General features: G+C 48.6%; 27 protein-coding genes and 2 riboswitches. Of the genes, 22 read left to right on the top strand and 5 right to left on the bottom strand.

Going from position 1 to position 22,040, the window contains the following annotated elements; translation table 11 throughout:
* The first annotated feature begins 8 nt into the window (after positions 1 to 8).
* Positions 9 to 114: riboswitch (SAM riboswitch) on the top strand.
* A gap of 80 nt (positions 115 to 194) precedes the next feature.
* From HNY42_RS13455 to HNY42_RS13385, 15 genes are all read left to right on the top strand, one after another.
* Complete coding sequence (locus tag HNY42_RS13455; RefSeq protein WP_131972343.1) at positions 195 to 1,217, top strand: methionine ABC transporter ATP-binding protein; 1,023 nt, start codon at positions 195 to 197, stop codon at positions 1,215 to 1,217.
* The gene (locus HNY42_RS13450) at positions 1,214 to 1,879 is read left to right on the top strand and encodes a methionine ABC transporter permease (protein WP_131972344.1); all 666 of its coding nucleotides are present in this window, start codon (positions 1,214 to 1,216) and stop codon (positions 1,877 to 1,879) included. The genes HNY42_RS13455 and HNY42_RS13450 overlap by 4 nt, the downstream gene beginning before the upstream one ends.
* A 34-nt stretch (positions 1,880 to 1,913) precedes the next feature.
* On the top strand, positions 1,914 to 2,747 hold the full coding sequence (locus HNY42_RS13445; RefSeq protein WP_188004636.1) for a MetQ/NlpA family ABC transporter substrate-binding protein: 834 nt from the start codon (positions 1,914 to 1,916) through the stop codon (positions 2,745 to 2,747).
* 72 nt (positions 2,748 to 2,819) lie between these two features.
* Positions 2,820 to 4,046, top strand: a complete 1,227-nt coding sequence (locus HNY42_RS13440) for an MDR family MFS transporter (RefSeq protein ID WP_012371205.1) — start codon at positions 2,820 to 2,822, stop codon at positions 4,044 to 4,046.
* A gap of 156 nt (positions 4,047 to 4,202) precedes the next feature.
* On the top strand, positions 4,203 to 4,988 hold the full coding sequence (gene sufC, locus HNY42_RS13435; protein WP_012371204.1) for a Fe-S cluster assembly ATPase SufC: 786 nt from the start codon (positions 4,203 to 4,205) through the stop codon (positions 4,986 to 4,988).
* 18 nt (positions 4,989 to 5,006) lie between these two features.
* A complete protein-coding gene (sufD, locus tag HNY42_RS13430) occupies positions 5,007 to 6,284 on the top strand; it encodes a Fe-S cluster assembly protein SufD (RefSeq protein ID WP_188004635.1) in 1,278 nt (425 codons plus the stop codon).
* Between the two features lies 1 nt (position 6,285).
* The gene (locus HNY42_RS13425) at positions 6,286 to 7,509 is read left to right on the top strand and encodes a cysteine desulfurase (RefSeq protein WP_188004634.1); all 1,224 of its coding nucleotides are present in this window, start codon (positions 6,286 to 6,288) and stop codon (positions 7,507 to 7,509) included.
* Positions 7,499 to 7,933, top strand: coding sequence for a Fe-S cluster assembly sulfur transfer protein SufU (gene sufU / locus HNY42_RS13420; RefSeq protein ID WP_188004633.1), 435 nt, complete (start codon positions 7,499 to 7,501; stop codon positions 7,931 to 7,933). The genes HNY42_RS13425 and sufU overlap by 11 nt, the downstream gene beginning before the upstream one ends.
* Before the next feature lie 33 nt (positions 7,934 to 7,966).
* Positions 7,967 to 9,364, top strand: coding sequence for a Fe-S cluster assembly protein SufB (sufB, locus tag HNY42_RS13415; protein WP_026832227.1), 1,398 nt, complete (start codon positions 7,967 to 7,969; stop codon positions 9,362 to 9,364).
* Between the two features lie 90 nt (positions 9,365 to 9,454).
* Positions 9,455 to 10,021 (top strand): dihydrofolate reductase family protein, encoded by a 567-nt coding sequence (locus HNY42_RS13410; protein WP_188004632.1) that lies wholly within the window; start codon positions 9,455 to 9,457, stop codon positions 10,019 to 10,021.
* 186 nt (positions 10,022 to 10,207) lie between these two features.
* Positions 10,208 to 11,053 (top strand): DUF72 domain-containing protein, encoded by an 846-nt coding sequence (locus tag HNY42_RS13405; protein WP_131502154.1) that lies wholly within the window; start codon positions 10,208 to 10,210, stop codon positions 11,051 to 11,053.
* Positions 11,054 to 11,073: 20 nt separating this feature from the next.
* Complete coding sequence (locus HNY42_RS13400; protein ID WP_188004631.1) at positions 11,074 to 12,369, top strand: bifunctional metallophosphatase/5'-nucleotidase; 1,296 nt, start codon at positions 11,074 to 11,076, stop codon at positions 12,367 to 12,369.
* Positions 12,370 to 12,392: 23 nt separating this feature from the next.
* The gene (gene lipA / locus HNY42_RS13395) at positions 12,393 to 13,331 is read left to right on the top strand and encodes a lipoyl synthase (protein ID WP_370529002.1); all 939 of its coding nucleotides are present in this window, start codon (positions 12,393 to 12,395) and stop codon (positions 13,329 to 13,331) included.
* 104 nt (positions 13,332 to 13,435) lie between these two features.
* Positions 13,436 to 13,816 (top strand): YutD family protein, encoded by a 381-nt coding sequence (locus HNY42_RS13390; RefSeq protein ID WP_131502151.1) that lies wholly within the window; start codon positions 13,436 to 13,438, stop codon positions 13,814 to 13,816.
* Between the two features lie 84 nt (positions 13,817 to 13,900).
* The gene (locus HNY42_RS13385) at positions 13,901 to 14,350 is read left to right on the top strand and encodes a general stress protein (protein WP_131502150.1); all 450 of its coding nucleotides are present in this window, start codon (positions 13,901 to 13,903) and stop codon (positions 14,348 to 14,350) included.
* 45 nt (positions 14,351 to 14,395) lie between these two features.
* Here HNY42_RS13385 and HNY42_RS13380 read toward each other — a convergent pair whose 3' ends face one another.
* Both HNY42_RS13380 and glpX read right to left on the bottom strand, forming a co-directional pair.
* Positions 14,396 to 14,671 carry a DUF3055 domain-containing protein gene (locus tag HNY42_RS13380; protein WP_131502149.1) on the bottom strand — a complete coding sequence of 92 codons (276 nt, stop codon included), beginning with the start codon at positions 14,669 to 14,671 and terminating at the stop codon, positions 14,396 to 14,398.
* 36 nt (positions 14,672 to 14,707) lie between these two features.
* Positions 14,708 to 15,688: a class II fructose-bisphosphatase gene (gene glpX / locus HNY42_RS13375; protein WP_188004629.1), complete on the bottom strand. Its 981-nt coding sequence runs from the start codon at positions 15,686 to 15,688 to the stop codon at positions 14,708 to 14,710.
* A gap of 154 nt (positions 15,689 to 15,842) precedes the next feature.
* Here glpX and HNY42_RS13370 point away from each other — a divergent pair, with 154 nt between their 5' ends.
* Both HNY42_RS13370 and HNY42_RS13365 read left to right on the top strand, forming a co-directional pair.
* On the top strand, positions 15,843 to 16,286 hold the full coding sequence (locus tag HNY42_RS13370; RefSeq protein ID WP_131972352.1) for a DUF86 domain-containing protein: 444 nt from the start codon (positions 15,843 to 15,845) through the stop codon (positions 16,284 to 16,286).
* 6 nt (positions 16,287 to 16,292) lie between these two features.
* Complete coding sequence (locus HNY42_RS13365; RefSeq protein WP_131502146.1) at positions 16,293 to 17,057, top strand: TIGR01457 family HAD-type hydrolase; 765 nt, start codon at positions 16,293 to 16,295, stop codon at positions 17,055 to 17,057.
* A 44-nt stretch (positions 17,058 to 17,101) separates the two neighbouring features.
* On the opposite strand, the gene HNY42_RS13360 is transcribed toward HNY42_RS13365, so the two are convergent.
* The gene (locus HNY42_RS13360; RefSeq protein ID WP_012371190.1) at positions 17,102 to 17,329 is read right to left on the bottom strand and encodes a NifU family protein; all 228 of its coding nucleotides are present in this window, start codon (positions 17,327 to 17,329) and stop codon (positions 17,102 to 17,104) included.
* A gap of 111 nt (positions 17,330 to 17,440) precedes the next feature.
* Between HNY42_RS13360 and HNY42_RS13355 the strand changes: the two genes are divergently transcribed.
* On the top strand, positions 17,441 to 17,746 hold the full coding sequence (locus HNY42_RS13355) for a DUF1462 family protein (protein ID WP_131972353.1): 306 nt from the start codon (positions 17,441 to 17,443) through the stop codon (positions 17,744 to 17,746).
* Positions 17,747 to 17,761: 15 nt separating this feature from the next.
* Here the strand turns inward: HNY42_RS13355 and HNY42_RS13350 are convergent, their stop codons facing one another.
* Positions 17,762 to 18,814 (bottom strand): NAD(P)/FAD-dependent oxidoreductase, encoded by a 1,053-nt coding sequence (locus tag HNY42_RS13350; protein ID WP_131502144.1) that lies wholly within the window; start codon positions 18,812 to 18,814, stop codon positions 17,762 to 17,764.
* A gap of 92 nt (positions 18,815 to 18,906) precedes the next feature.
* Here HNY42_RS13350 and HNY42_RS13345 point away from each other — a divergent pair, with 92 nt between their 5' ends.
* A complete protein-coding gene (locus HNY42_RS13345; protein ID WP_012371187.1) occupies positions 18,907 to 19,140 on the top strand; it encodes a YuzB family protein in 234 nt (77 codons plus the stop codon).
* Between the two features lie 63 nt (positions 19,141 to 19,203).
* Here the strand turns inward: HNY42_RS13345 and HNY42_RS13340 are convergent, their stop codons facing one another.
* Complete coding sequence (locus HNY42_RS13340; protein WP_131502143.1) at positions 19,204 to 19,770, bottom strand: ECF transporter S component; 567 nt, start codon at positions 19,768 to 19,770, stop codon at positions 19,204 to 19,206.
* Positions 19,771 to 19,925: 155 nt separating this feature from the next.
* Positions 19,926 to 20,066, bottom strand: a riboswitch (FMN riboswitch).
* A 117-nt stretch (positions 20,067 to 20,183) separates the two neighbouring features.
* On the opposite strand from HNY42_RS13340, the gene HNY42_RS13335 reads away from it, so the two are divergent.
* From HNY42_RS13335 to HNY42_RS13325, 3 genes are all read left to right on the top strand, one after another.
* A complete protein-coding gene (locus HNY42_RS13335; RefSeq protein WP_012371185.1) occupies positions 20,184 to 20,534 on the top strand; it encodes a HesB/IscA family protein in 351 nt (116 codons plus the stop codon).
* Between the two features lie 132 nt (positions 20,535 to 20,666).
* Positions 20,667 to 21,533, top strand: a complete 867-nt coding sequence (locus tag HNY42_RS13330) for an NAD-dependent epimerase/dehydratase family protein (RefSeq protein ID WP_188004628.1) — start codon at positions 20,667 to 20,669, stop codon at positions 21,531 to 21,533.
* Positions 21,530 to 22,036, top strand: coding sequence for a GNAT family N-acetyltransferase (locus HNY42_RS13325; protein ID WP_188004627.1), 507 nt, complete (start codon positions 21,530 to 21,532; stop codon positions 22,034 to 22,036). The genes HNY42_RS13330 and HNY42_RS13325 overlap by 4 nt, the downstream gene beginning before the upstream one ends.
* The last annotated feature ends 4 nt before the right edge of the window (positions 22,037 to 22,040 follow it).

Genomic DNA, 22,040 nt, shown 5'->3' with positions numbered 1-22,040 from the left:
ACCGATAACTCTTATCGAGAGTGGTGGAGGGACTGGCCCGATGAAACCCGGCAACCGCGGAATTTATTCCGAAGTGGTGCTAATTCCAGCAGACGATTGTCTGCAAGATGAGAGCAAATGGTTTTGTGTACTGAAAAAGTGCGCGCGTTTGCTCTAAAACGTGCGCACTTTTTTTATGTTTAGGAGGGACCGTATTGATTCGCTTACAGGATGTAGGAAAGATTTATCGCTCGAAGCGCGGATCGGTTGAAGCCGTCGTCAATGTCGACTTGTCAATCGAGCGCGGTGAAATTTTTGGAATAATCGGTTATTCAGGGGCAGGGAAATCAACACTGATTCGTTTGCTGAACATGCTGGAGGCACCGACGAGCGGATCGATTCAAATCGACGGTGTCGAAATGACGACGCTCAAACCGAAAGAATTACGCGGCGTCCGCAAAAATGTCTCAATGGTATTCCAGCACTTTAATCTGCTGTGGTCACGGACCGTTGAAGAAAACATCATGTTCCCGCTCGAACTCGGCGGTTATCCGAAAGCCCGTCGCAAAGAACGAGTTGCTGAACTGATTCAACTCGTCGGACTCGACGGACGCGAAGGTGCTTACCCGTCGCAACTGTCAGGTGGACAAAAACAACGGGTCGGGATTGCCCGGGCACTGGCATCCAACCCAGATGTCTTACTCTGTGACGAAGCGACCAGTGCGCTGGATCCGAAAACGACGGACTCGATCCTCGAGTTGCTTGTCGACATCAACAAAAAATTAAAACTGACAATCGTCTTGATTACACATGAGATGCACGTCATTCAGAAAATCTGTCACCGGGTTGCCGTCATGGAAGCCGGGAAAATCGTCGAACAGGGACCGGTCGCAGAAGTGTTCCGTCACCCGAAACAGGCGATGACAAAAGAGTTCGTCAAACAGTTGACGTCACCATCTGAAAACGAATTGACGTTTGCGAAATTACGCGAACGCTACCCGACCGGAAAAATCGTCCAGCTGACGTTCGTCGGTTCGACGGCGGAAAGTCCGATCCTGGCCGAAGTCATGAAAGACTCGAACTTATTATTCAATATCATCGGCGGAAACGTCGGACAGACGCAGGACGGGGCACTTGGAACGCTGTTCATTCAGCTGCTCGGGTCGGAACAGGAAGCACAAGCGGTCATCGCCAAACTTCAAGCGAGTGACGTTGAAGTGGAGGTGGATCACCGATGAGTACATTTTTTACAGATGTGGATTGGGATATGGTTTGGGAAGCAACCCGCAGTACCGTCTATATGACGGCTGTTGCAGGACTCGCGACGTTCGTCCTCGGACTGGCGATCGGTCTGTTGTTATATGCGACGAACGAAGAATTGTTGTTTAAAAACCGGACACTCTATTCCGTACTCAGCTTTTTAGTCAATATATTCCGCTCGATCCCGTTTATCATTCTATTGATTCTGTTGATCCCGATCACGAAAATCATCGTCGGGTCATTCTTAGGACCAACGGCTGCATTACCTGCGTTAATTCTCGGTGCAGCACCGTTTTACGGCCGGATGGTCGAACTGGCACTTCGTGAAGTCGATAAGGGTGTCATCGAGGCGGCTGAATCGATGGGCGCAACGAAGTTCCAAATTATCTATAAAGTCCTGATTCCGGAAGCTTTGCCGGCAATCATCTCAGGAATCACCGTTACGCTTGTCGCACTCGTCGGTTACACGGCAATGGCCGGGTTAGCCGGTGGTGGTGGACTGGGAGACATGGCCTTCATCGAAGGATTCCAGCGTTCACAAAATAACATCACCGTCATCGCGACACTGTTGATTCTTGTCATCGTCTTCATCATTCAAATTATCGGTGACCTGCTTGTCAAAGCCATCGATAAACGGTAATACCTATCTTATTTAACCTTGGGAGGAATCATTCATGAAACTTTGGAAAAAATTCGTCGGCACAGCAGCCGTATCGGTCTTAGCAGTCAGTCTTGCAGCATGCGGAGAAGAATCTTCTTCAGGCGGCGGCGATTCAAAAACACTCGTCATCGGAGCGTCAAACGTTCCTCATGCTCAAATCTTGGAGCATGTTCAAAAAGAATATGAAGCAAAAGGCTATAAACTCGAAATCAAGAAGTTTCAGGATTATGTTCTTCCGAACAAAGCATTGGCTGAAAAAGAAATCGATGCGAACTATTTCCAACACGTGCCGTACCTTGAGCAACAGGAAAAAGAAAACAAAGACTATAAATTCGCGAGTGCCGGCGGCGTTCACGTTGAACCGCTCGGTGTCTATTCTAAAAAATACAAGTCTTTGGATAAACTGCCAAAAGGTGCAACGATCTTAACAAGCTCAAACGTTGCAGAACGCGGACGTGTCTTGACGTTCCTTCAAAACGAAGGGCTGATCAAGTTGAAAGACGGTAAAACAACAGATGCACAATTGAAAGATATCGTAGAAAATCCAAAGAAAATTAAGTTTAAAACGAACATTGAAGCGTCACTCTTACCGCAAGCCTACAAAAATAACGAAGGTGACGCGGTCCTCATCAATACGAACTACGCGATCGACAACGGTCTGAACCCGTTGAAAGATACGATTGCACTGGAAGACGAGTCTTCACCGTACGTCAACATCATCGTGACGCGTGACGGCGATGAAAAAGACAAACGTGTCACGACATTGCTCGATATTCTCCACGAGAAAAAGAACCAGGACTGGATCACAAAAGAATACAAAGGTGCGGTCGTACCGGTCAGTAAATAATCTGCTCGATGAATGCATTCTTCCTATATAATGGAAGGATGCATTATTTTTTTGTGCGAAAGGGGGATTTTCATGCAACGTTTGAAACAGCTTCACCCATTGACGGTCGGCGTGTTGCTCGGGACATTTTTTGCCCGGCTCGGGACTTTCATCACCATGCCGTTTTTTGCGATTTACTTATCGGTCGTCCTGAAATTCAGTCCGGTCGACGTCGGCTGGATTCTCAGTATTTCAGCCATCGCGAGTCTCGTCATGAGTTTCGTCGGCGGGACATTATCCGACCGCTACGGCCGCCGGACGATGATGCTCAGCGGAACGTTCGGTTTTGTGCTTGTCTTCATCGGACTGGCTCAAGTCGAGACCTTTTGGGCGTTCTTCATCCTGAGTGCCTTAAACGGCATTTTCCGGTCCATCTTCGAACCGTCGGCCCGGGCATTGATCAGTGATACGACGGAGGAAGAAAACCGGTTGTTCGTCTTTAATATCCGTTATACGTGCATCAATATCGCAGCGGCGATCGGACCGGGGATTGCCTTGTTGCTCAGTGCGGGGAATACGTCGATTACCTTCTATATTACGGCGTTCGTTTACTTCGGCTACGGCGTCGCGATTTTCATCCTGTTCCGACGTCATCCGATTACGGAAAGCCACGGCGGGAAAAAGGTGTCGTTCGGAGCGACGGTCCGATTGTTAAAAACCGATGTCGCCTTTACGTTTGCGCTCGCCGGTATCATCTTTGGTGTCTTCGGATACAGTCAGTTCAACTCGACGTTGCCTCAGTTTTTGACGACGACGACCTTATTGTCCGGGGGAACGAGTCTGTTCGCCTTACTGATTACGATTAACGCGATCACCGTCCTCGTCGTCCAGTACCCGATCATGAAGTTCGGTGTCAAGACGTCACCGCTCGTCTCGATCACGGTCGGGATTGCGACCGTTGCCGTCGGATTATTCGTCATGGGAACGGCCGGCACGGTCTGGCTGATGATCGGTGCGATGTTCATCTTCACATGCGGGGAAGTGATGATGTTTACGATGACGGACATTTTGACGGACAGCTTTGCGACACCGGAATTACGGGGAAGTTATTTCGGGGCGATGGGCTTGACGTCGATTGGTCAATCGGTCGGACCGGTCATCGGCGGACAATTGTTACTTTATTTTGGACCGGAACGTCCGTTGCCGATTTTCGGTATTTTAGCCCTCTTGACAGTTCTCGGAATACCACTGCTCTTACTGTCACAGCGGGTTCATCGACAAACGAAACCGGAAGAAGAGAAGGAAGTCGTCTCACTTTAAAGTCATTCTCACTGAAAGGCTCGGTTTTGAGAAAAAACCATGAGCGATGACGCTTGAATAATGTGGTATGATTCATTAAGATTAGAATGATACTAAATTAGTAACTCTCGTGAACTGAATCGTCAGACACGAAATGAATAGATGGAGGGATTCTACATGAAGGCTTCACACTTAAAGATTGAAGATTTACACGTTGCAATCGACGGCAAAGAAATCTTGAAAGGCGTCAACTTAGAAATCAAAGGCGGCGAAATCCACGCGGTCATGGGACCAAACGGGACTGGTAAATCAACACTCGCATCTGCATTGATGGGTCACCCGACGTATGAAGTGACATCAGGATCAGTCACACTCGACGGCGAAGACGTCCTCGAAATGGAAGTCAACGAACGTGCGCAAGCAGGTATGTTCCTTGCAATGCAATACCCAAGCGAAATCAGTGGTGTGACGAACTCAGACTTCCTGCGTTCAGCAATCAACTCACGCCGCGAAGAAGGCGATGAAATCTCACTCATGAAATTCATCCGTCAACTCGACGCGCAAATGGGTCTTCTCGAAATGCCGGGCGAAATGGCACACCGTTACCTCAACGAAGGTTTCTCGGGCGGAGAGAAGAAACGGAATGAAATTCTCCAAATGACGATGCTGAAACCAGCGATCGCCATCCTTGACGAAATCGATTCAGGTCTTGATATCGATGCGCTTAAAGTTGTCGCAAAAGGTGTGAACGAAATGCGTTCACCTGAATTCGGCTGCTTGATCATCACGCACTATCAACGTCTCTTGAACTATATCGAGCCTGATTTCATCCATATCATGATGGGCGGAAAAATCGTCATGTCTGGTGGTAAAGAACTTGCTCACCGTCTCGAAGCAGAAGGTTATGACTGGGTTAAAAAAGAACTCGGCATCGAAGAAGTCGAAATCGAAACAAAAGCGTAAGACGAGGGAGGAAGCATGATGACTGTAGAACTGAATCTTGCCGTAAATCGCGAGGCAGTGGCAGAACGTGCGACTCGCTTAGGGGAACCGGCTTGGATGATTACCAAGCGTCAAGATGCACTTGATCTTGCCCCGACGCTCGCATTGCCAAAAGTAGAAAAAATCAAAATCGGTGGCTGGAACTTCACAGAAGGTACAGCGGATCTTGAGACAGTAACAGGTCTGACACCGGATATCGAAACATTGATCGGTGAAAACCGTGACCATATGCTGATCACGCGTAACGGACAACTCGTCCACGCGCAAAACAGCGAAGCGACGAACGGCGTCATCTTCACGACGCTTGAAGACGCAATGAAGCACCATCCGGAGCTCGTCGAGAAATACTTCATGACAGAAGGCGTCAACGTCAACGAAGATCGTCTCGCAGCACTCAACGCAGCACTCATGAACGGCGGTACATTCCTATACGTACCAAAAGGCTTGAAGTTGACTGTTCCAATGCAGGCGATTTATACGCTGGAACAAACAGGCGGTGCGTTGTACCACCATGCAATCATCATCGCAGATGCTGACAGTGAACTGACGTATATCGAAAACTTCGTCTCTTACGGCGAAGAAGCGCATAACGTCAATGTCGTTACGGAAGTTTTCGTTGAAGACAATGCGAAAGTTCTTTTCGGAGGCGTCGATACGCTTGCGAAAGGTGCTGTCACATACATGAACCGTCGCGGTGTCGTCAAACAAGGCGCGAAGCTCGAATGGGCACTCGGTCACATGAATGACGGACACACGATCACGGAAACGAAAACACACCTCGTTGGTAATGATTCGTTCTCGGACACGAAAGCCGTAACGGTTGGTCGTGGCGATCAAAAACAAAACTTCAACGTCCGGACAGACCATTTTGGTAAAGGTTCGGAAGGTTTCATCTTGATTCACGGTGTTCAAAAAGATTCGGCAACATCGATCTTCAACGGAACATCAATGATTCACCATGGCGCTTCGAAATCAAACGGTGTGCAGACGGAACGTGTGCTCATGTTGTCTGAAAAGGCACGTGGTGACGCAAACCCGATCCTCTTGATTGACGAAGATGATGTCATGGCAGGACACGCGGCATCTGTCGGCCGTGTCGACGAACTCCAACTCTACTACTTGATGAGCCGTGGTTTATCACGTAAAGAAGCAGAACGCCTCGTCGTTCACGGTTTCTTACAACCGGTTGTTTCTGAGCTCGCGATTGACTCTGTCAAAGAACGCCTCGTCCAAGTGATCGAAGGGAAAGTAAACTAATATGGGAATCGATGCATCCATCCGCAATCAGTTTCCGATTCTTGACCAACAGGTTAATGACCGGAAACTCGTCTATTTAGATAGTGCGGCTTCGTCACAAAAGCCGCTCGTCGTCATCGAGGCGATTGAGAACTACTACAAGACGGTTCATTCGAATGTGCACCGTGGCGTCCATACGCTCGGAACACGAGCGACGGATGCGTACGAAGGTGCGCGTGAGAACGTACGTCGTTTCATCAAGGCGCAACACCATGAAGAGATTATCTTTACCCGCGGGACGACGACAGCGATCAATATCGTCGCCTCAAGTTACGGAATGGAGCATGTCGAAGAAGGGGACGAGATTGTCGTCACGTACCTCGAACATCATGCGAATCTCATTCCGTGGCAACAGGTCGCAAAAAAGAAAAAAGCGAAACTGAAATATGTGGATTTGACGGCAGACGGTCGTGTAACGATTGAAGCGGTCAAAGAACAAATTTCGGATCGGACGAAGATTGTGGCAATGGCCCACGTTTCGAACGTCCTTGGAACCATCAATCCGATTAAAGAAGTCACGCAACTTGCCCATGCTGCCGGCGCCGTCATGGTCGTCGATGCAGCGCAAAGCGCGCCGCATCAACAGATTGATGTTACGGATCTCGATTGTGATTTCCTGGCGTTTTCGGCACATAAGATGTGCGGACCAACCGGGATCGGTGTCCTGTACGGCAAAAAAGCATTACTCAATGCGATGGAGCCGGTCGAATTCGGTGGTGAGATGATTGATTACGTCGGGCTGGAAGAGTCGACGTTCAAACCTTCTCCGTACCGGTTCGAAGCAGGGACACCAATCATTGCCGGCGCAGTCGGCTTATCGGCAGCGATTGATTTCTTGGAACAAGTCGGACTCAGTAACATCGAAGCCCACGAACGTGAGCTCGCTCAGTATGCGATGGCACAAATGCGTGACATCAAAGGGCTGACGATTTACGGTCCGGAAGAACGTGTTGGTCTCGTCACCTTTAATCTCGGTGATGTCCACGCACACGATGTCGCGACGGTCCTCGATATGCAAGGTATCGCCGTCCGTGCCGGTCATCATTGCGCACAACCACTGATGCGCTGGCTTGGAGCCAGTTCTACGGCACGAGCGAGCTTCTACCTGTATAATACAAAGGAAGAAGTAGATGCATTAGTGACAGGACTTCGCCAAACGAAGGAGTATTTCAGTCATGGATTTTAATAATCTCGATCACTTGTACCGTCAAGTGATCATGGACCACTATAAAACGCCCCGCAATCGTGGTGCGATTGACGGTGGTGTGACAATCGATATGAACAATCCGACATGTGGTGACACAATCCGTCTGCAACTCGCGATCGAAGACGAAATCGTCAAAGATGCGAAGTTCGACGGCGAAGGATGTTCGATCAGTATGGCGTCTGCGTCGATGATGACACAGGCTGTCAAAGGAAAAACAGTCGAAGAAGCATTACAACTCGCCCAAGTCTTTTCCGAGATGGTTCAAGGAAAAGACTACGACGATGAGAAATTTGATCTCGGAGATGCCGAAGCACTGTCTGGTGTGACGAAATTCCCGGCACGAATCAAGTGTGCGACACTTGCCTGGAAGGCGCTCGAACGCGGCGTCGAAGAAGGGAAGTAAACTTCGGTCAGTAAGTAAGAGGAGGAAACGAACATGGCTAAGAACATGCCTGAAATTGGCGATTATAAATATGGTTTCCACGATCGCGATATCTCGATCTTCCGTTCTGGACGCGGCTTGACGACAGAAGTCGTCGAGACGATTTCTAAAATGAAGGAAGAACCGCAATGGATGCTTGATTTCCGTCTGAAATCACTTAAGATTTTCAACGAACAAGCGATGCCAGCATGGGGCGGTGATTTATCAGATCTTCGTTTTGATGACATCACGTATTACGTTAAACCATCAGAACGTGCTGAAAAATCGTGGGATGAAGTACCGGAAGAAATCAAACGTACGTTTGATAAACTCGGAATTCCGGAAGCTGAGCAAAAATACCTCGCAGGTGTTTCCGCGCAGTACGAATCAGAAGTCGTTTATCACAACATGAAGAGTGAACTTGAAGATCAAGGGATCGTCTTCAAAGATACAGATACAGCGCTCAAAGAAAACGAAGATTTATTCCGTGAGTACTTCGGTAAATTGATTCCGCCGACGGATAACAAGTTCGCTGCCCTTAACACAGCGGTCTGGTCAGGTGGATCGTTCATCTATGTACCAAAAGGCATCAAGATGGATACGCCGCTTCAAGCCTACTTCCGGATCAACTCGGAAAACATGGGTCAATTCGAGCGGACGCTCATCATCGTTGACGAAGAAGCATCCGTGCATTACGTCGAAGGATGTACAGCACCGGTCTACACGACGAACTCGCTTCACTCAGCAGTCGTTGAGATCTTCATCAACAAAAACGCGTACTGCCGTTATACAACGATCCAAAACTGGGCGAACAACGTCTACAACCTCGTTACGAAACGGGCGATCTGTGAAGCCGGCGCGACGATGGAATGGGTCGATGGTAACATCGGTTCGAAATTGACGATGAAATACCCGGCCGTCATCCTTAAAGGTGAAGGTTCACGTGGTATGACATTATCAATCGCGATCGCGGGTAAAGGACAACACCAGGACGCAGGCGCGAAAATGATTCACCTCGCACCAAACACGTCGTCAACGATTGTCTCGAAATCGATTTCGAAACACGGTGGTAAAGTCACGTACCGTGGGATCGTCCACTTTGGCCGTAAAGCAACCGGCGCACGTTCGAACATCGAATGTGACACGTTAATCATGGACAACCAGTCGACATCAGATACGATTCCGTACAACGAAATTCTCAACGATAACATTTCGCTTGAACACGAAGCGAAGGTGTCGAAGGTCTCAGAAGAGCAATTGTTCTACTTGATGAGCCGCGGGATTTCACAAGAAGAAGCAACTGAAATGATCGTCATGGGCTTCATCGAGCCGTTCACAAAAGAATTGCCGATGGAATATGCGGTCGAAATGAACCGTCTCATCAAGTTCGAGATGGAAGGTTCAATCGGATAATTCGTTTTTTACTCTCTCATCTGCGGATGAGAGGGTTTTTTTAATAAACAGGTAAAAACGGGTAAAGGATTAAAAAAGGAGGGAGCCATCATGCGTGATCTCATCTATTCTTTTCAAGTCTCGCTCGACGGGTACATCGAGGATGCGTCAGGCAGCATCGCGTTTGCGTCACCGGACGCTGAACTGCATCAGTATTTCAATGACTACGAAACAGAATTTGATACCCATGTTTATGGACGTCGTCTGTATGAAATGATGCAGTACTGGGAGACCGCGAATCAAACGGACACAGATCCAATCATCGTAGCGTATGCGAAGACATGGCAAGCGCTCGAGAAGATTGTCTTCTCGGAAACGATGATAGCAGTCGAGGGAAACGCACGTCTTGCGACGAGACCACTTGCGGAGGAACTGGCAGCATTGAAGCAGGCACCCGGGAAACAGATTGCGATTGGCGGGGCGACGCTTGCGGCAGAAGCCGTCCGCTTGGACTTGATCGACCGCTACCATGTTGTGATCTATCCCGTCTTACTCGGAGGCGGCAAGCGGATGTTTCCGTTGTTTGAGCACTCCTTGTCCTTACAGCTCGTAGAGCAGCAGACATTTGCTTCCGGGTGTATCGCCTTGACGTATGAACGGATTCGAACCGACTCCTGATGATCAGCAATGAATCCATGAAACAGGCAGTCTTTTTCTCCTTATTTTTGAAGGAGTAGGAAGGATTTGCTTGTTTTTTATATGGAGAATACACGTCTTTTCAAAGACAAGTCTTGAAGAGGAAATTCCCGATTCTGCTATGCTATGATGAACAATAAGCAGAAAAAATGGAACGGAGGGAGCAGGATGATTTATGTCGGCGTGACCGGTTGGGGCGATCACGACAGCCTCTATCCGACACCACAGGACCGGAAGGAAAAGCTTGCCGCCTATGCGGGCCACTTTCCGGCAGTCGAGGTCGATTCGACGTATTATGCGATTCAACCGGAACGGAATTATCAAAAATGGGTCGCGGAAACACCCGACGACTTTCGATTCATCGTCAAGGTCCACCGGGCGATGAGCGGTCATGACCGGGAAAACAAGGATCCACTCGGTCCGATCTTTGAACAGTATCTCGCTTCGATTGAACCGATGCGGCAGAGTGGAAAGATTGCGGCGATTCTCGTCCAGCTTCCACCCTGGTTCGACGTCAGTAAAGTGCATCTTGAATATCTTCAGACGATCCGGAAATCGCTTGCCGGACTGCCCGTCGCGATTGAGTTTCGTAATCCGTCCTGGTATTCGGAAGCCTATCAGGAACGGACACTCCGGTTCTTAGCCGAGCATCAGTTCATTCATACGATTTGTGATGAGCCGCAGACGGAAGACGGATCGGTGCCGTTCGTTCCGGTCGTCACACAGGAGACGGCATTTGTCCGTCTGCACGGTCGGAATGTCGCCGGATGGCTCAAAAAGCCCGGACAAAGCAGCGAGGACTGGCGGAAGGTCCGGTGTCTATACCGCTATTCAGAAGAAGAATTACAAGAGTTGGCCCTACATATCCGTTCACTTGCCGAACAGGCAAAAGACGTGTATGTTTTCTTTAATAACAACTCAGCAGGAGATGCCGTACCCAATGCGAAACGTCTCATCGAGATTTTAGGTCTCGATTATGAATCTCTCGCGCCCCGGCAAATTTCACTGTTTTAATACCTGGAGGAGGCTTATGCGTGAAGTTACACGTCATTCATTATAACGATCTGCATTCACACTTTGATATGTGGCCTCGCTATATGTCGTTTATGAAAGAACACCGGACATATGACTCCCTCGTCTTTGACTTGGGGGACCATGCCGACCGGGTTGCACCAGCAACGGAAGCGACACAAGGAAAAATCAATACGCACCTGTTAAACGAACTTGACCCTACAGCAGTCACAATCGGAAACAATGAAGGCATCACATTTCCGCATGAATGGCTGGCGGAACTATACAGCGATGCGACGTTCCCGGTTCTAGTCTCGAACTTGTCGGCTCCGTTCGCCAAAGCCGGGATGATTCAGGAATTACCGACAGGAAAAGTCGGCATCTTTGGGCTGACGGCGCCGTATTATGAATTGTACGATTTACTCGGTTGGTCGATTGAAAATCCACTTGAAGCAGCTGCCCGCGAAATCGAAGCCTTGCGGGATCAGGTCGATGTACTGATCTGTCTCAGTCATCTCGGTTTTTATCAGGACGAAGAGCTGGCGGAACGGTTCCCGGAGCTTGATTTGATCATCGGAGCGCATACGCATCACGTCCTCGATGACGGGGTCGTCAAAAACGGTGTGTTGATTGCCCAGGCTGGAAAGTATGGTCAGTACGCAGGGGAAATCTACTTAAACACGGATACAGGCGAAAAAGAGGCGGTCCTGCATGCGCTTGAAGCGTATCCGGCAGACGAGGCGACAACGGTCTTACTCGATAAAGAACAGTATTTAGCAGAACGTCAGATGAAACAACCGATTGGCCGGACATCAGGTCTAGCGAATGACTGGTTTAATCCATCACCGTTTACACAGCTGCTTGCCGATACGATGCGGGACTGGTGTCAGGCGGATCTTGCCTGTGTGCCGGCCGGTATGCTTCTTGGTTCATTGTCCCCGGGACCGGTTTCGTCTTACGATTTACACCGGCTTTGTCCGCATCCGATCAATCCGTGTAAAGTGACGATGACGGGGGTTGAATTAAAACAATTCATCACCGAAGTCGATACGAACCGCTTTGAACAGTTAAAAGTCCGCGGACTCGGCTTCCGGGGAAAGCTGATGGGCAAGATGCATTATGCCGGAAACCGGCAACATCTGGACGATGCGAAACATTACACCGTGGTCCTTCCGGATATGTTTACATTTGGTCCTTTATTTCCAAAAATTAAAGAAATGCCGAAAGAATATTTCATGCCGGAATTGTTACGGGATCTGCTCTTTGATCGCCTATCGGAGAAGTCAGAATTTGGTGAATTACCCATCCGCAAACACTGAATATTTGTTATACTGTAACAGAAATCAGGTCAGTTTTTACGGATAAAGGGGGAAACCGATTCATGGGACGCAGAGAGATACAACGTAAACCAGAATGGCTGAAAATCAAGCTGAACACGAATGAGACTTACACAGAACTCAAAAGTATGATGCGTGAAAAAAAGCTTCACACGGTATGTGAGGAAGCGAAATGTCCGAACATTCACGAGTGTTGGGCTGTGCGCAGGACGGCGACATTCATGATTCTTGGAAGCATCTGTACACGTGCCTGCCGTTTTTGTGCCGTGACGACAGGACGTCCAAATGAACTTGACTTAGAAGAACCGAAACGCGTTGCGGAATCCGTTCGTCTGATGAATCTGAAGCATGCTGTCATCACAGCAGTTGCGCGTGATGACTTAAATGATTTCGGGGCAGGGGTATATGCAGAGACGGTACGGGAAGTCCGTCGCATGAACCCGGAAACATCAATTGAAGTCTTACCGTCCGACATGGGTGGGAACTTCGAAGCGTTGCAGACGCTGATCGAAGCCAAGCCGGACATCATGAACCATAACATTGAGACAGTTCGTCGTCTGACACCGACCGTCCGGGCGAAAGCAACATACGATCGGACACTTGAATTCCTGCGCCGTTCCAAAGAACTGGCTCCTGAAATTCCGACGAAATCGAGTCTGATGTTAGGTCTTGGGGAGACATGGGAAGAAATCTTACAGACGATGGATGACTTACGGGCGAATGATGTCGACATCATGACGATTGGTCAATATCTCCAACCGACGAAAAAGCACTTGGATGTCATCAAGTACTACACGCCGCAAGAGTTTGCCGAACTCAAGCAGATTGCGCTCGGAAAAGGGTTCTCGCATTGTGAAGCCGGTCCGCTTGTCCGTTCGTCTTATCACGCCGACGAACAGGTCAATGCTGCGAAAAAAAATAAAGTTGCTCTACCGATTGATTGATACTGACAGACCGTCCGCGCCATCTGCGAGGACGGTTTTCTGCTGTCTGACGATTCGTTTTCAATCATGATTATGGTAAGATAAAAGAAGCAGGGGGTGGAAAAATGATACAAGTCAATCGTGAAAGATATGAAATCGTCGAAGAAAAACGGGAAGGATTCCACGAAGAAGCCTTCATCGGCCGCTTTAGCGATGTGCTCGAAAAATATGACTACATCGTCGGAGACTGGGGACACGGACAATTGCGGCTCCGTGGTTTCTATGAAGATAACCATGAAAAAGCAACGTTCGATACAAAAATCTCCCATGTGGCGGATTATTTGTACGAATACTGCAATTTCGGCTGTGCCTATTTTATCGTCAAACGGATGGAATTCGTAGAAGGAGAAGAAGCACCACCTCGCTTCGACGGATCTTCAGCGAATACGTTAAAACTGAAACGGAAGTTTTCGGCGGCGAAAGAAGAGACGGAAGAAGAGCAGTAATCAAAATGACATCTGAAAAGACGTTTCTGAATGGGTGATTTCGGCTAATAGTATAGTATCACGCACCTATAGGGGGAACTATCCATGAGAATCGTCGGAATCTACCATTCAGTACCAGAAGTCGTCAGTGCTGTTCATGATTTACGTGTCGCAGGTGTTGTATCAACGGATTTAAAAGTCATTGCCCATGATCGATATGATTTGGAACAAATCGAGGAATTGGCAGATTTGAATAATCATCAAACATCAACACGTCTGTCGCAAGAAGAACACATGAATCTGTGGCAGGAGATCAAAGGGATCTTTAAAAAAGACAGTGCCGGTTCTTCACACAGTGATGTTCTCGAAGCAAGCGGCTTGACGAAAGATGATGTCAACCGTGCCAACAAAGCAGCGGAAGAGGGACAATTCGTCTTACTCGTCGGCGACGAAGCGGATCAACATTCTGAACGTAAAGCCCACGATGAATCAGATAATACCAACGTCTTTAGCGGTCCTAACACACTCAATGAGCGGAACGACCGGTTACTGTAACAGTAAAAAACAGCCAACTCCCTCGGGAATTGGCTGTTCTTTTGCTTACAGACCGATATAGTCGCGTAAGTATCCTTCAAGTTCATCCGCCGCTTCATCCTCTAAATCAAAGGCATGAGCGATATAGCCGGGTTCATCAAAGTCATCCGTACCGATGATGGCAAACCGGTTCGATAAGAGATTCAACACTAAAATCTTTCCGAAAAAATGTTCGGAATGGGTGATCGCTAAATCAAACCGGCTCGTCTCTCCGATCCAGCAAACGAATCGGGTTTTCGTCTGTTCGACGTCATCATATAAAAAATCACGTTCTTGCATCATCTGTCAGTTCCCTCATTTCCTTCATCTCTGCTTAGATTAAAGGGTTTGGGGAACCTTTTGCAAGTACGGTTTACGTGAAAGGCTGTGTTCTGCGATGACTTTCCGGATTGTCCGTGTTTTTGAGCGCATGACGAGTGATGTCGTCTCAACGATATCATCGGTCAAGAAACGGACTCCGTCGAGCATTTCGCCGGTTGTGACGCCGGTTGCAGCAAAGATGCAGTCGTCACTTTTAATCAGGTCATCGAGTGTCAACAATTGCAGCGGATCGGCAAGACCCATCCGGATGACACGTGCCGTTTCTTCCTCATTCATCGGGTGCAGACGGGCCTGCATGTCGCCCCCCATCGCCTTGACGGCCGCTGCCGTGATGACGCCTTCCGGTGCCCCACCGGTTCCGATGAAGATATCGATTCCTGTCGATGGCGAAAGCGGAGCGATTCCTGCTGACACATCGCCGTCTTCAAACAGACGGACACGGGCACCGACACGCATCGCGGCTTCCCGGAAGTGGTCATGGCGTGGACGGTCCTGCATGATGACGGTGACGTCTTCAATCCGTTTATGATTCAATTCCGCTGCTTTTTGAATGATGAATTCAAGCGGATCGTCAAGTGAGACATGGCCTTTTAAGTTCGGTCCGACGGTCAGTTTATCCATATACATATCCGGTGCGTGTAACAAGGCACCTTGATCGGCGACCGCGATGACGACCATCGCATTACCGAGACCTTTGGCAACGATGTTCGTCCCTTCGAGTGGATCGACTGCGATATCGACGATTGGTCCGTTTGACGTCCCGACTTTTTCGCCGATGAATAACATCGGTGCTTCGTCGAGTTCTCCTTCACCGATGACGACCGTTCCTGCCATGTTGACTGTGTTTAAGACTTCGCGCATGGCCGTTGTTGCCGCATCATCGGCTTCGTTCTTTTTCCCCCGGCCAATCCATTTGGCGGATGCCAGTGCAGCTGCTTCTGTTGCTCGGACGATTTCTAGTGCTAATTCGCGTTCCATCTATGAATAACCTCCAAGTCACTTAATGTGACATACTATTTTCGTAAAAATCTAAATTGAGGATAACACATTGGACAATGTGATGCAAACAGCCTTTCTGCTTTTCATGTTTCGCCGATAGAGCTAAAATGAAGGATGTGAGGGGGAATGTAAGGTGTATTTTGTAAATCGTGAAAAGATTGAACAAACCGTTGTTTGTTTTGAAACGGCATTGCGTCAAAGCAAAGAGTTAACGGGGGATGCTTTGACAGTTTCACTTGCGTGGGAACGGATCGGGTTTTTAGTGATTGAAAGTATCATCGATATCGGGAACAGTATGATTGATGGTTTCATCATGCGTGATCCGGGAAGTTATGAAGATATCGTCATGATTTTAGAAGATGAACGGGTCATCGATGCGTCACTTGCGACGAGCTTAAAACGGATCGTTGCATTGCGGACACGAATCGTCCGTGAATTTACGACATCGAGTACGGCAGAGATCCGGACTGTTCTTTTTGAGGAAGAAACGCAATTGCGTCGTTTTCCGGACGCCGTCCGACATTATTTAGAGACAGAACTCGGACCCGTCTCTGCATTTTTACCAAATGAGGAGTGAGCCAGGATGAAAGCACAAGGATATTTATTTGATTTAGACGGTACGATGTATAACGGGACAGAACCGGTCAAAGAAGCAGTCGATTTCGTGAACCGGTTGCAGGAAGAAGGCGTACCGTATCTGTTCGTCACGAACAATGCTTCGATGACGGCAGAAGCGGTCGCGGAAAAATTACGCGGCATGGGTGTCCACTCGAACGCGGAACACGTCTTAACAAGTGCGATGGCGACAGGTCGCTACATCGCAGAACTCGATCCGGGTGCGAAGGTCTATGCAATCGGAGAAGGCGGGCTGATTGATGCTCTTGAGCGTCAAGGCTTACAGGTCGTCGCAGACCAGCATGCCGACTATGTCGTCATCGGTCTTGACCGTCAGATTACGTATGAGAAGTTAGCGGTCGGAGCCCTCGCGATTCGGAGCGGAGCCCGTTTTATCTCGACGAACGGAGATATCGCGATTCCGACAGAACGCGGATTCTTACCGGGGAACGGCGCATTAACATCTGTTTTACGCGTGACGACAGAAAAAGAACCGTTTTATATCGGGAAACCGGAACCGGTCATGGTCAATATCGCAGCAGAAATGATTGGACTTGCGAAAGAAGACCTCATCATGGTCGGGGACAACTACCATACGGACATCTTGTTCGGCATCAATGGTGGCATCCGGACGATGCATGTCAATTCCGGCGTCCATACACCGGTCTTCATTCAAGGACAAGACGCGCAACCGACCTATATGGTCGATACGCTGGCGGAATGGATTCTCTAAACAAAAAAATCCCCATTGACGGATGTCAGTGGGGATTTTACTGATTAGAAAACTTGTTCGACTTCAACGACGCCGGCTACTTCTTCAAGCAGGGCACGTTCGATACCAGCCTTCAGTGTGATTGTTGAACTTGGACAGCTGCCGCAAGCACCCATCAAACGGAGTTTGACGATACCATCTTCTACATCTACGAGTTCAACGTCTCCTCCGTCACGAAGAAGGAACGGACGCAATTTTTCGAGTACTTCGTTTACTTGATCAAACATTTCCATGCGTAAACACATCCTTTCTTATAGAATCATTGTAACAGGGTTGAAAAATGTTCTCAATCTGGAAAACTTGTATACTGAAAAAGAAGTGTAGAAAGAAAAGGGGGATATGGGATGGAAATCAAGGTATACGGGGCTGCGAAGACTTGTCCGAGCTGTGTCGGAGCACCGAGTTCCGAAGAGACGTACAGCTGGCTGCAAGCCGTTCTCGGACGAAAATACGGGACGGCATTAACATTTGAATACGTCGATTTTGAAGATGAACCGTTTGAAGATGAGTGGGTGACAGCCTTAAAGGACGATGTCTATTTTTATCCGCTCGTCCTGCTCGATGGTGAAATGGTTGATGAAGGATACGTTCAACTGAAGAAAATCACCCAAGCGATTGATCAAAGAATCGAAAAAACGGCGCCGAAATGAACGGCGCCGTTTTTCTTATTTAATCTTTTTGTGTTTCCAAAGGACACCGGACTTCAGAAGACGCGGAACTTTTCCTGTCAAGGCTTGTTTCCCCATGACGATTCCGAAACCATCTGATTTTCCGAGTGACCCGAGCATCCCACGTAACTTGATCTCCGGCAGTTTCGGTAACTTCTTTCCAGCCCATTTCGCCTGCAGGACATCGACGACTTGATCGGCTTGATGTTCGGCGAGCTGACCGCTTGGTGCGTACGGCAGGCTGGCGCAATCCCCGATGACAAACACATTTTCATGTTCCGGCACATGGTGGTGTTCCGTCAGCTTGATCCGTCCGCCGCTGTCGGCTTCAAAACCGAGATCACGGACGACTTTGACCGGTTGTGTCCCGGCCGTCCAAATCGTCAAATTCGATGGATAGGCATCATCACCGTTTTGAACATCATCTGCCGTGACGAATGTGACGTTGGAGTTATTGATGACCTCGACATCATGCTCCTCGAACCACTCCTGGACGTAGGTCGAGACCTTATCCGAAAGGAACGACAAGACAGACGGTCCGCGGTCAAATAAGCGGATTTTTAAATCTTTCCGGCTTTCGTGCAGTTCACTGGCAAGTTCGACTCCGGATAGACCGGCTCCGACGATTGAGACAACCGCACCGGGAGAAAGTCCGCAAATCGCTTGTTGTGTTTTGCGCGACTCTTCAAGTGTCTGGATGCTGTACGTAAACTCTTGTGCGCCCGGTATGTTATGGTATTTATCTTCACACCCTAACGCGATGACTAAATCATCATAAAAAAGTTCCGTACCGTCTTGCAGATGGACGGAGTTCGTCTCGGGTGAAATCTTGATGACATGTCCATACTTATATGAGAGATGTTCTCCTTCCGGAAACGCAATCCGGACATCCCGGTCCGATAATGTTCCGGCAGCAAGTGCATAGTATTCTGTTTTTAACGCGTGATATGGTAAACGATCGACGAGCGTCACAGCCACGTCCTCATCCTTGAATCGTTCACAGATCCGCATACCGCCATATCCGCCACCTAAAACAACTAGTTGCTTCATAACTTAAAATCCCCCTTAGTTCCCCTAAATCAGTCTGACCTTGTATAATACGACATGAGGAAAGATAATTCCTGCCTGAAGGAGGAAAAAAAGTGAATCCGATTATTGAATTTTGTATCAGTAACTTAGCGACAGGGACCCAGGTCGTCATGCAACAACTCGAACGGGACCCGAATGTCGATGTTGTCGAATATGGTTGTCTTGGTTATTGCGGCATCTGCTCCCTCGATCATTTCTGTCTGGTTGACGGGGAAACCGTTGTCGGCGAGACGCCGGAAGAACTGCTTGAAAAGATTTATCAGAAAATCGAAGAGAATGAACTTTAAAAAAATCCCCGTGTCTCAGATGAGACCGGGGATTCGTGTCTGTCAGCGGGCGCAGCTTCGGACTTAGACAGTTTGTTGACGGCGCGTCATCCATGGCTTCAGTTTCAGGAACAGCGGAATGAAGAGTGCTGAGATGAACATCGCCTTGATGATGTTAAACGGCAGAATACCAGCCGTGATCGTCGTCCACTTGACGGCAGGGTCAAGCATGTAGTCCATACCGAAGAACCAAGCGTACGCTGGAAGAATCAAGATATAGTTGAGGATTGCAAGACCGAGTGCCATCGTGATTGTACCAGCGACAAGACCGGTTGCAAGACCTTTTGTAGATTTCTTTTTATGGTAGAACCAACTGACCGGAAGAATGAAAGCAACGCCAGCTGCGAAATTGGCAAGTTCACCGACCGGAACACCACTTCCGCGGAAGATGTAGTACAGGACGTTTTTGAGTGCTTCGACGATGACGCCGGCTACCGGTGAGAACATGATGGCAGCAATCAAAGCAGGAACGTCACTGAAGTCGATCTTCAAGTAGTTCGGTAAAAAAGGAAGCGGGAAATTCAGTAGCATAAGAACAAACGAAATTGAACCTAACATGGATAATGTGACCATTTTTTGTGTGCGTTTCATACGAGTATAATCTCCTTTTGCTCGTTCCTCTCGATGAAGTATTGGCATGTCTGCGTCCAAAATAAACCCCCATCGAAGTGTTCGATAGGGGAGAAGTCCGCAGTAAACTAAGCCTGACCGATTTTTGCAAAAACCGGTTCAAGAAAGAAACATGCCGCCATCTTCTCCCATCCAGACTATACTGTCGGCTCCTGAGTCACACAGAATCAGCAAATAGCGCCCTATTCGCTCGCGGGCTTCAGACGAATCGCCTGTTTACCGCCGGTCGGGAATTTCACCCTGCCCTGAAGATGGAACGATTTAATTTTTTTTGATACAACTCCTTTATACAACGAATTCAAGATTGTTTCAAGCAACTAGGTTTCGATTCCCCTTAAAATTGCGTATACTAATAAAAAAGGGAAGGTGATGACATGATTCATTTAACAGAAGCGGCCGCACTCCAAGTCAAAGAGATGATGTTGCAGGCGCCGGACGATGAACAAAATCTGCGCATGCTCGTTCAAGGTGGCGGATGCAGTGGTCTCTCCTACGGCATGGGCTTTGACAGTGAAAAAGAAACGGACTTAACTTTTGAGCAACACGGGGTTAAAGTCATCGTTGATCAAAAAGATTATCCGGTCGTCAAGGGACTGGAAGTAGACTATAAACAATCGATGCTCGGCGGCGGATTCACGATTACGAATCCGAATGCGATCGCGACATGCGGTTGCGGGACGTCGTTCCGGACGGCTACAAATGCCGGGACACCCGGTGGTTGCTAATCAAAAAACTTTTATCGCAGACGATGCCGTCTGCGTTTTTTTTGTTTTCAGCGCAAAGCGACAGGACTTTTTAAGGCACGTGGAGAAGAATTAACAAGAACGTTAGCACGCTATGACGAGGGAGGACTATCGATGCGAAAGGTACTGATTTTCGGTGGAACACGCTACTTTGGTCGACGGTTGGCATTACGGCTCACGGAATCGGGGGATGATGTGACGATTGTCACGCGTGGGGAACATACGCCGCCTGTCGCGAAGGGCTTGACATTTTTTAAAGGGGACCGGACATCAAGCAGTACAATGAAGGATCTTGGAAGTCAAAACTGGGATATCATCTATGACAATATCTGCTTTAATCCGTATCAGGCGAAGCTTGCTGTTGATGCATTCGAGGGGAAAGTCGGTCGTTACATTCTGACGTCGACGATGTCGGTCTATGAGCAGGGCGGGACAAATGTTTCCGAACGGTCCTATAATCCGTTTCCCGGGAAATACGACCTCGAAAAAGAACATGATTACGGCGAAGGAAAGCGTCAGGCGGAAAGTTATTTCTTCCAACGGGCGACTTTCCCCGTCATTGCCGTCCGTTTCCCGGTTGTCCTCGGACCGGATGATTACACGGAACGGCTGGTCTTTCATGTCAAACGCGCTTTGGCCGATCAGCCGATCGTTGCTGAAAACTTGTATGCGAAGGTGGGGTACATCTCAAGTTATGAAGCTGCAGCCTTCCTTGAATGGTGCGGCCGTTCGACAATGACCGGACCGATAAATGCCGCGAGTGACGGCGTGTTGTCGATTCAAGATTTGATGGATAAAATTGATCACGTGGCAGGAACGACATCGCGTTTTGAGACGGCAGGCGAAGAGCCGTCACCGCTTGCACCGGCACATGATTTCTATATGGATACGACAGCAGCCAAGCAGGCCGGTTATATCTTCCAACATGTCGACGACTGGCTCGATCGACTGATTGAAGAGGAGGTCCGTAACCACAAATGATTACGTTGATCAAACCAACGATACGCTTAGAACCGGAGTACCTCGAGTATTTGTTAGAATGGCAAGAATCCGGTGAATCCATCGTTCCGAGCGTCGTCAGTAAAACCTTCTTACCATTGGAAATTTTTTTAGAAGAACAGGAACAGGAGGAACGGATCGCGCCCGCTAATTGGGTGACCCATTCGACGTATTGGTTATATGACGGGGGAACGATCGTCGGGGCAGTAAATTTCCGACATGATTTAAACGATCAATTGCAACAAGTCGGCGGTCATATCGGATACGGGATTCGACCGAGTGAGCGGAACAAGGGATACGCGACAGAAGGATTACGCCAAGCACTGGGCGTGGCAAAGGAGCGGGGACTTAGCTCGGTCTTGATCACCTGCAGTTCAGAGAATGCCGCATCCGGCCGTGTAATCCTGGCAAACGGCGGTCAAGAGATTGAATCCTTTATCAAAGAAGACGGGACAACGGTCCGGCGTTTCGTCATTCCGTTATGAAATA

The sequence above is a fragment of the Exiguobacterium sp. Helios genome (genome assembly GCF_014524545.1).
In the GTDB taxonomy this organism is placed as follows: Bacteria; Bacillota; Bacilli; order Exiguobacteriales; family Exiguobacteriaceae; genus Exiguobacterium_A.
This window is presented reverse-complemented; position numbering and strand designations above follow the sequence as displayed.

What these genes read in the sequence shown, in the direction of transcription:
- HNY42_RS13425 (WP_188004634.1), top strand. Translation starts at nt 6,286, where the DNA reads ATGGGAATCGATGCATCCATCCGCAATCAGTTTCCGATTCTTGACCAA.
- HNY42_RS13390 (WP_131502151.1), top strand. Translation starts at nt 13,436, where the DNA reads ATGATACAAGTCAATCGTGAAAGATATGAAATCGTCGAAGAAAAACGG.
- HNY42_RS13450 (WP_131972344.1), top strand. Translation starts at nt 1,214, where the DNA reads ATGAGTACATTTTTTACAGATGTGGATTGGGATATGGTTTGGGAAGCA.
- HNY42_RS13385 (WP_131502150.1), top strand. Translation starts at nt 13,901, where the DNA reads ATGAGAATCGTCGGAATCTACCATTCAGTACCAGAAGTCGTCAGTGCT.
- sufU (WP_188004633.1), top strand. Translation starts at nt 7,499, where the DNA reads ATGGATTTTAATAATCTCGATCACTTGTACCGTCAAGTGATCATGGAC.
- HNY42_RS13440 (WP_012371205.1), top strand. Translation starts at nt 2,820, where the DNA reads ATGCAACGTTTGAAACAGCTTCACCCATTGACGGTCGGCGTGTTGCTC.
- HNY42_RS13325 (WP_188004627.1), top strand. Translation starts at nt 21,530, where the DNA reads ATGATTACGTTGATCAAACCAACGATACGCTTAGAACCGGAGTACCTC.
- HNY42_RS13335 (WP_012371185.1), top strand. Translation starts at nt 20,184, where the DNA reads ATGATTCATTTAACAGAAGCGGCCGCACTCCAAGTCAAAGAGATGATG.
- HNY42_RS13340 (WP_131502143.1), bottom strand. Translation starts at nt 19,770, where the DNA reads ATGAAACGCACACAAAAAATGGTCACATTATCCATGTTAGGTTCAATT.
- HNY42_RS13380 (WP_131502149.1), bottom strand. Translation starts at nt 14,671, where the DNA reads ATGATGCAAGAACGTGATTTTTTATATGATGACGTCGAACAGACGAAA.
- glpX (WP_188004629.1), bottom strand. Translation starts at nt 15,688, where the DNA reads ATGGAACGCGAATTAGCACTAGAAATCGTCCGAGCAACAGAAGCAGCT.
- HNY42_RS13410 (WP_188004632.1), top strand. Translation starts at nt 9,455, where the DNA reads ATGCGTGATCTCATCTATTCTTTTCAAGTCTCGCTCGACGGGTACATC.
- sufB (WP_026832227.1), top strand. Translation starts at nt 7,967, where the DNA reads ATGGCTAAGAACATGCCTGAAATTGGCGATTATAAATATGGTTTCCAC.
- HNY42_RS13350 (WP_131502144.1), bottom strand. Translation starts at nt 18,814, where the DNA reads ATGAAGCAACTAGTTGTTTTAGGTGGCGGATATGGCGGTATGCGGATC.
- HNY42_RS13405 (WP_131502154.1), top strand. Translation starts at nt 10,208, where the DNA reads ATGATTTATGTCGGCGTGACCGGTTGGGGCGATCACGACAGCCTCTAT.
- HNY42_RS13330 (WP_188004628.1), top strand. Translation starts at nt 20,667, where the DNA reads ATGCGAAAGGTACTGATTTTCGGTGGAACACGCTACTTTGGTCGACGG.
- HNY42_RS13445 (WP_188004636.1), top strand. Translation starts at nt 1,914, where the DNA reads ATGAAACTTTGGAAAAAATTCGTCGGCACAGCAGCCGTATCGGTCTTA.
- HNY42_RS13360 (WP_012371190.1), bottom strand. Translation starts at nt 17,329, where the DNA reads ATGGAAATGTTTGATCAAGTAAACGAAGTACTCGAAAAATTGCGTCCG.
- sufC (WP_012371204.1), top strand. Translation starts at nt 4,203, where the DNA reads ATGAAGGCTTCACACTTAAAGATTGAAGATTTACACGTTGCAATCGAC.
- sufD (WP_188004635.1), top strand. Translation starts at nt 5,007, where the DNA reads ATGACTGTAGAACTGAATCTTGCCGTAAATCGCGAGGCAGTGGCAGAA.
- HNY42_RS13365 (WP_131502146.1), top strand. Translation starts at nt 16,293, where the DNA reads ATGAAAGCACAAGGATATTTATTTGATTTAGACGGTACGATGTATAAC.
- HNY42_RS13355 (WP_131972353.1), top strand. Translation starts at nt 17,441, where the DNA reads ATGGAAATCAAGGTATACGGGGCTGCGAAGACTTGTCCGAGCTGTGTC.